Origin of the sequence: Sphingobacterium wenxiniae, from assembly GCF_900116225.1 — a bacterium.
In the GTDB taxonomy this organism is placed as follows: Bacteria; Bacteroidota; Bacteroidia; order Sphingobacteriales; family Sphingobacteriaceae; genus Sphingobacterium; species Sphingobacterium wenxiniae.
This window is the reverse complement of record NZ_FOZZ01000009.1, coordinates 159,650-167,411: the sequence shown is the minus strand read 5'-3', so window position 1 is coordinate 167,411 and position 7,762 is coordinate 159,650. Positions and strand designations below refer to the sequence as shown.

The following is a 7,762-nucleotide window of genomic DNA, read 5'->3' as shown; positions in this document are numbered from 1 at the left end:
CCGACTTGCATGTATTAGGCCTGCCGCTAGCGTTCATCCTGAGCCAGGATCAAACTCTCCATTGTAAAATGAAGTTTGACTCGACTATTTATAATTAAATAGGATCGTCTTTTTTTAATTTCTATCCGTATCTGACTTAGGGCTTGTTTTTCCAGTCGTGCTGACTGTAATCACATAACTTTCGCCAGATAAACAGGGCTACTCGCTACGCTAACATGATCATTTCCTTAAAGAACTTTTACAACCTCCGCATCGCGCTTCGGCCTATATATCCCCCGCTTGCGCAGGTAATCTTTTCTTGTTTTTTTTCTTCGTTTCCGAAGGGACTGCAAAGGTAGGAATCTTTTTTATATCCGCAAAATTTATTTTGAAAATAATTTCCGGGGCGATTCCCTTTTTCCTTCCGGTATGGACTGAAGGAACATCCGTTCCCCGCATCCTTTTACTTCCTTTCAGCGTCCCTCCCTCGCGGAGTGGTGCAAAGATAGAAACTTTTATACATTCAATCCAAACCATCACGCAAAATAAAACACCACGACAACCTAAAGCGCTGGAAATTTGAAGGATAGTTTTTGAGGGCGTATGGGGAATACCCGCTAGGGAAACGGGAAAGGGGCAGATCCCCCTTCTCCGGCATACCTGGCGCTACGCTACGGGAATGCTCCCGGACAACTATCGAAGAATAGCAGGAGAGATAAAAATCAGAGTTCTTCTTGGGTCTGCGAATCCAGTTCTTCGTAAATAGAGTTCTGAGAAATATATTCTGGAACAATTTCCTTCATATGGCTAACCAACTCCATAGACGAATGCACTTTATTATTATGAATTAACTTACATAAAGATTCAATCTTTTCTTTCTTACCATCGATGTCACACATATTTACCTTAGCTATCATAATCTTTTCATGATGTGTCTTTAAGGTATTCTCATCATTGGCCAGCAATTCTTCGTATTTTTTTTCTCCCGGTCTTAAACCTGTAATCTCAATATTAATATCCTCAGGATATCTAAAACCTTGTAACCGAATCATCCTTTTAGCCAAATCCATTATCTTGACCGGTTCTCCCATATCAAAGACATAAATCTCACCTCCACGACCCATTATCGCGGCCTCTTGAACCAGTTGACAAGCCTCCGGAATCGTCATAAAATAACGAATAATATCAGGATGAGTTACCGTAAGCGGCCCGCCTTTCTTCAATTGCCTTTCAAATAAAGGAATAACCGACCCATTCGATCCTAAAACATTCCCAAACCGAGTAACAATAAAATTTGTTGCACTACGCATATTTAAGGCAGAAACATAAATCTCAGCAATTCGCTTCGTAGCTCCCATAACGTTGGTCGGGTTTACCGCCTTATCAGTCGAAACCATAACAAACTTCTCAACCCCATATTTATCCGCCAAATCAGCAACATTTTTTGATCCACAAACATTTGTACGAATAGATTCATAAGGATTTTGCTCCATTAGCGGGACATGCTTATATGCTGCAGCATGAAATACTATTTGTGGTTGATATTTAGCAAAAATCCCCTCCATAAAGATCTTGTCCCGCACATTTCCCACAATATAACGAACCCCCTTCGGTGCTATATCTTTAATTTCTTGCTGTACATCGTACAGAGCAGATTCAGCCTGATCTAAAAGTATAAGTTTTGAAAAAGGGGAAAAAGCAATTTGCCTTGCCAATTCTGCCCCAATTGACCCAGCAGCACCAGTTACTAAAACGATCTTTCCCTCCAGAGATTCATGGACAATAGGATTATTAAGTTTAATCGATTCCCTCCCCAATAAATCATCGATCTTCAATGTCCTTAATTGGCGGGTAGCCACTTCTCCACTCAAAAGTTTGGCTGATGATGGCATAATCTTCAGCTTTGCAGGTAACGGTTCTATTTTCGATGAGATACTCGCAATCCTTTCCGAATTGTTATCATCAACAGCAATTATAATATGATCGACATGCATATAACGGATCATTTGCTCATCTATAGAATTAAGATCTAATATCTTGAACCCATTGATCCTTTTACCTATGCGAGAACGGTTATCATCAGCGAAGCCTACCACCTTATATTTACCACGAACATCATTTTGAAATAGATTATAGGTAATATTTCCCATATTCCCAGCTCCAATCAACAACACTCGTTCAACAGTTTGCTTTCCCCAGAACAATTTTTCATACAGCCATTTATACATAATCCGAGCGGCCACCATCGTTACAATAGTGAAAAATGCATGCATAAAGGTAACTCCATAAGATAGGCGAAGATATATGGCCCAATAATCAGAGGGACTAGTGAATTGTCGATTAAGAAAAGTAAGGACCATCAATATGCTTCCTGCCATCATAACAGTAAGCATAATTCGCTGTATATCAAGCAAACCGGATCGTCGAATAATACCACGATACGTTTTAAAAATATAGAACGAAAAGCCATATACGGCAAGAACAAGTACCGATTTCCTTATCATTATCCCGTAATCAAACCTACCCTTGAAACTGTTAATGATAAAGTTGGACAAGATGTAACAAAAGAAAACGATAAACAAGTCTATCAACAAGACGACCCATCTTGGGTTATCTTTTCTAAAACGCCTAATCCACGAATACAACTGCATTTATATACTCTTCCTCAAAATCAAACTTACTTATTCCTTTTGATTAATCCAACTCCCTCTTATTTTTTTCTTAGATTTTCTACAGCAATCCGTCAATAGCCCACTCCTGTACGGCGTGGTTGCCTAATTGATGGCCAACCTTGACCATTTCCTTCAGGTAAGACCCTTCTTTCACGATCCACCAACTCATCTTCCTGTGCGGCCATATAGGTCATAACTGCGGCCAGAATTACATTGTATCTCAAATCATCAAACACCAACTTATCATACGTATCCAAGTTGGTATGCCATGTATTCGTGAAATACCCCCAAGACAAAGAGCTCAGCATAAATGCAGGAACACCGGCCGCTACAAATGACGCATGATCCGATCCCCCTCCGCCAGGACTTCCTGGGAAGGTTGTTTTAATATCTTTGGTGATTTCACGAGGAACCTCATTCAACCAACGCCCAATAAAATCATACGCATGTACAAACCCTGAACCATCGATATTAGCAACACGCCCTGTACCATTATCCAAATTAAATACGGCCTGTGTTTTTTCTACCACTGCAGGGTTGTCCAGCACAAATGCTCTCGATCCATTCAATCCCTGCTCCTCGCTGCCCCATAAACCTATGAGAATAGTCCGTTTCGGATTGGGTAGAATCTTCTTGAGCACACGAGCAACTTCCATCATGGCAATTGTTCCTGTGCCATTATCAGTTGCACCGGAACCACCTTCCCACGAATCCAAATGAGCGGACAGAATAACGTACTCATCCGGCTTTTCAGATCCCTTGATTTGCGCAATTGTATTAAACGATGGCACGTTCCCTAAATCTTTAGAGCTCGTCTCAATACGGACTTTTGGTGTAACCCCATTCTTCGCCAAACGATACAATATTCCATAATCCTCCAAAGAGATATCTACAGATGGAACTTTTTGCGTACGCGCACCAAAAATCTTATTTGCACCAAACTCCCGAGACCAAAAACTTGACAGAACACCTAATGCTCCAGCGTCTTCCAGTTTACCTGGAAGTGAATTTGCAGATAGGCCAGTCGCACGGATATTGTCATTATAGGCTTTCAGCAATTCGTCCCGCTCCGCTTTCATTTTTTCAAAAGTTTCCGGGCGAGCAAATTCATTCCAATTGTGATCTGGGCGACCCGTCGGTTGGTACATGGAAACCATGACATACTTACCCTTCACTTGCGGCAACCACGCTTGGAAGGCCGATGAATCTTTAAAATCTGGTAAGATAATAACTTCACCCTCCACGGCTTTTCCTTTCGTACTCGGGCTCCAGGCTAATTGTGTTCCGGCTAATGTTTTCACCCGAGGGTAGGTCATATCGATATGCGAAATCCCTCGCTCCCATCCTTTCCATTCACCAAATTGCTGATTTTCTGCAGCAATTCCCCAGCTTTCAAAAGTTTTGACCGCCCACTCATTAGCTTTGGTCATTCCCGGAGTGCCCACCAATCGAGGTCCTACCACATCCAAAAGCTCAAAAGCAAGTTTTTCCAACTGTGAGTTTTCATTTGCTTCTTTTACAATTTGCTCAACAACCGGATCCAATTGCTGCGGAGCAGGTCGACCAAATTGCGCCTGTACAGACGTTCCCATAAGTAGTAAGCCACTCATCGCAATAAAGCGTACCCCTGATTTAACAAGCATTGTTTGTTTGAATATTTTCATGATGTTTATCTATAAATGTGTTAGTGCATTATAGTGTCTAAATTTCGTAAATTAAATAAAAAATCTACGTATGTGACTATAATTTTACACGTAGAAATCCCTATCGAAAATTCGGTTTCCGCTTTTCCAAAAATGCAGACACACCTTCTTTAAAATCTTGTGTTTCTACAGCTTCCGCAAAGGCTGCAATCTCCCTTTCGTAACCTGATTTCGGATTTTCTAAGCCTCTATTTACCGCATCAATAGCCAGAGCCACGGCTTGAGGGGATTTTCGGTAAATAGCTTCTAATATTTTTTCACAGGAAGAAAACAGCTGTTCCTGGGGAACAACATGGTTGACCAACCCCCAATCGAGCGCTTCCGTAGCTGAAATCATCTCCCCTGAGAGAATCATCTCCATCGCTTTACCCCGTCCAACCAATTGGGGCAAGCGTTGGGTCCCCCCATATCCTGGTATAATCCCTAAAGCCACTTCTGGCTGTCCTAGCTTAGCTTGTTCACTTGCGACGCGAATATGGCAAGCCATCGCCAACTCCAGACCTCCACCCAATGCAAACCCATTAACGGCTGCAATAACAGGTTTTGGAAAGTGATACAATACATCCATAATCTCTTGATGCACCCATGAAGTCAGTTCCTTCGATGTAGTGGCAGAAAGACCAACAAATTCTTCAATATCAGCACCTGCAACAAAAGCCTTATCACCTGTTCCGCTCAAGAGAACACCCCAAACCTCTATATCTACTTTCAGTTGACCTAAAATCTCTTGCAATTCCTGAAGTGTTGCCTTGTTCAAAGCATTCAGTTTATCTGGTCTGTTAATGGTCACATAAGCTGTATGTTCCCGAACTTCCACTATGATATTTTTCCACATACTTTACTAAATATTAGAAGTTAATATTAAGGCTCACCCTATACGTATCCTTATCCACATTTGGTAATTGCAAATAGTTCAACCGACGAATATACTCCACTTTCAAAAAGCTTAGAATATTATCTAAACCAACCTTACCTTCCCAATAAGGTGATTTGCCCATAGCGTGAGTCATGATATTGCCGTCACTATCGGTATCAAAGTGCACAACATTCGAACCGATATAAGGGTTATTCGCGTCAGATAATTGCCCGTAAAACATTTTCACTCCCCAAAGTTCACGCAGTTTTAGCTTCTTAATCAACGGAAGTTTATTCAAGATAAAGCCTTCCAATTGATGTTCAAAAGCAAAGCGAACATAGCTATCAGCCACAAACTCCATATTCCGCATCTTGGCATAATCGATTACATGTCGATCTTCGTTCTTCACGACATCCGGGATTTCCAACAAAGGATATGGAAGCGTTCCCCATATCTTTCCTCCGGCCAATGTTGCATCTGCAAATCCTAACTGGTTTAAGAAAAATCTTTTTGACACGGAAGCTCTCAAGGCATCATACGCATAATCTCCCCCCCAAAACCCTTTCAAACCCCGGTTATACTGCACATTGAATACGGGATATTTCTCAATGATCGTCTGGCGTGTTAAATTTCTATTGTAAAACTTCTCGTATGGTGCCCAACGCAGCACAATCTCCAAGTCATTGGTATTAATATCGTGCAACAATACATTCGGATCTCCCGAAGACACAAATTCCAAATCACCGATAGGTCTTCGCCGATGATGTGTAAAACCAGTTTCCAAGCTTACGTGGTTTCCAAATTCTATCAAATGCTTCACTTGATAAGCATACGTATCCAACCATTTGGTTGGGCGATTTTTCCGAATGGACTGGAAGAAACTGTCTCCTTTACGAAAACCTAAATTCCGCCCGGGATCAAAAATATCATGCTGAACACCAAATTGTATGTAGTGTGCCGGAAACTCCGCTACCGACTTTCCATTCAGTGCAAAAGTAGGTTTGACATAATATTTGAATTTTTGGTCGTCCATACCATAAGCCAAATAACCCTCTATAAATACTTTTTCAGAAAAAAGAGCTGTTGTACGCCCACCGATACGGATACGATTTCCTTCAATATTATTTCGGGAATACAGGTATTCCAAAGGGCCAAGCTCGAAGGCACCCATCGGATGAAACCCTTGAGCCAATAAATATCCTACAGCCAGTATCGATTTAAACGTTCTGTTGGAGTTCAACGAATCTACATTTGCATACACCTGTTTTTCTACCTCAGAAAGTGTAACTGGCCGTTGCGTCGTCACCATTTGCTTATTCTCTTTAGCGCTCGTTGCGATTTCTAAAGGAGCGCCCTGAAACACTTCATTCGTAAAATCAGGAGAAAAATCATAGTTATAATTTTTGGTCGTTTTTCTCCCAAAAACCGCATCCCGTTCCCTCACACCGAAGTGAATACGCACATCCGATTTATCCAAATACAAAAAATGATCAGCATTGGGTTTATACGTTAGAATAATATGCATATCGTTGACCCAGTTTAGGTTCGCTTCCTTATTGATCTGCATATCCGCCAACCGCACAGCATACCTGTTGTCCAAAGAAATATGCAATTTCCCGCTCAGCAATAAGTCTGTACGGTTTCTCGGCTCAAACTGTAATTCTACAAATCGCCCATCTTCATTTTGGACGGTATCTGTAATATAATATTTATAAAAAACAGGTGCATTGTTCGCAATCGGACTTAAAAAAAGCTTATTAATCAAGAAAATATTATCGTCATAGATTTCAATGTCCTGAAAAAGATAAGAAAGGTAAGACTGGATGTTGTGGTTATTGACATACCGTTGGTCATAGTCCGTCTGCAACAGCGATTTCACCTTTTTTTTAGATGCTTTGGGATTATTACTGATATACACATCGCTCAATTGCTCCTGCATAAAAATACTGAGCAGCTTTTCTCCTGGAATGGTTAAAGTATCCAGGTTATCAAAAAAGAAGCTCATACTCCCCAAACCTTTTTTATAACGGTCTGACGGATTAACAAGTCCAAACTGCAACTTATCATATTGCTCAAAAGAAAGTTTGGGTTGGTTTTCCAATCGATTGCTTCGCTTATGCTTAATAACTTGGTAAATCAAGTCTACAGCAGGATTGCGGTTGTTATATTTTTGTCTTCGAGAGACCTCTACCGCATCGATAACCTGATCAGTGCTTTCCAACAAGATTTTAATCCCGATAGCCTGATTTTCAATCGTGTAAACCACCTCTTGATAGCCAATAGCCGACACAAGCAGCTTAAATGGTGATTGCTTCGTGGTGCTAAACGAAAAATAGCCAGTCGAATCACAGGATGTACCATCCGCTGTCTCCAATACTTTCACACTGGCCAAAGGAATTCCCTTGCCAGTTTTATTCACTACTATTCCAGATATTTTTTGTTGTGCCGAGCTTTGGAAAATTCCTAGGCACAACGTCAAAAACAATAAAACAAATCTCAACAAACAGAACCTCCTCATAAACAATCAGACACGCTAATTAACAGACATTAAG

Annotated in this window: 5 protein-coding genes and 1 rRNA gene; all 6 read right to left on the bottom strand. The window is 41.0% G+C overall.

Annotated elements, in window-relative coordinates; all coding sequences use genetic code 11:
- Window positions 1-65, bottom strand: a 16S ribosomal RNA gene (locus tag BM375_RS17220); the annotation flags it as partial.
- A 199-nt stretch (window positions 66-264) separates the two neighbouring features.
- Window positions 265-516, bottom strand: coding sequence for a hypothetical protein (locus BM375_RS17360; protein WP_093366602.1), 252 nt, complete (start codon window positions 514-516; stop codon window positions 265-267).
- Between the two features lie 185 nt (window positions 517-701).
- Complete coding sequence (locus tag BM375_RS12805; protein WP_093366601.1) at window positions 702-2,630, bottom strand: polysaccharide biosynthesis protein; 1,929 nt, start codon at window positions 2,628-2,630, stop codon at window positions 702-704.
- 92 nt (window positions 2,631-2,722) lie between these two features.
- Window positions 2,723-4,315: a M20/M25/M40 family metallo-hydrolase gene (locus BM375_RS12800; protein WP_244525900.1), complete on the bottom strand. Its 1,593-nt coding sequence runs from the start codon at window positions 4,313-4,315 to the stop codon at window positions 2,723-2,725.
- A gap of 100 nt (window positions 4,316-4,415) precedes the next feature.
- Complete coding sequence (locus BM375_RS12795; RefSeq protein ID WP_093366599.1) at window positions 4,416-5,189, bottom strand: enoyl-CoA hydratase/isomerase family protein; 774 nt, start codon at window positions 5,187-5,189, stop codon at window positions 4,416-4,418.
- 13 nt (window positions 5,190-5,202) lie between these two features.
- A complete protein-coding gene (locus BM375_RS12790; protein WP_093366597.1) occupies window positions 5,203-7,728 on the bottom strand; it encodes a DUF5686 and carboxypeptidase-like regulatory domain-containing protein in 2,526 nt (841 codons plus the stop codon).
- Window positions 7,729-7,762 lie beyond the last annotated feature (34 nt).

Excerpts from the sequence above, each read along its gene's own strand:
- BM375_RS17360 (WP_093366602.1), bottom strand. The coding sequence starts at position 516 with ATGGTTTGGATTGAATGTATAAAAGTTTCTATCTTTGCACCACTCCGC.
- BM375_RS12805 (WP_093366601.1), bottom strand. The coding sequence starts at position 2,630 with ATGCAGTTGTATTCGTGGATTAGGCGTTTTAGAAAAGATAACCCAAGA.
- BM375_RS12800 (WP_244525900.1), bottom strand. The coding sequence starts at position 4,315 with ATGAAAATATTCAAACAAACAATGCTTGTTAAATCAGGGGTACGCTTT.
- BM375_RS12795 (WP_093366599.1), bottom strand. The coding sequence starts at position 5,189 with ATGTGGAAAAATATCATAGTGGAAGTTCGGGAACATACAGCTTATGTG.
- BM375_RS12790 (WP_093366597.1), bottom strand. The coding sequence starts at position 7,728 with ATGAGGAGGTTCTGTTTGTTGAGATTTGTTTTATTGTTTTTGACGTTG.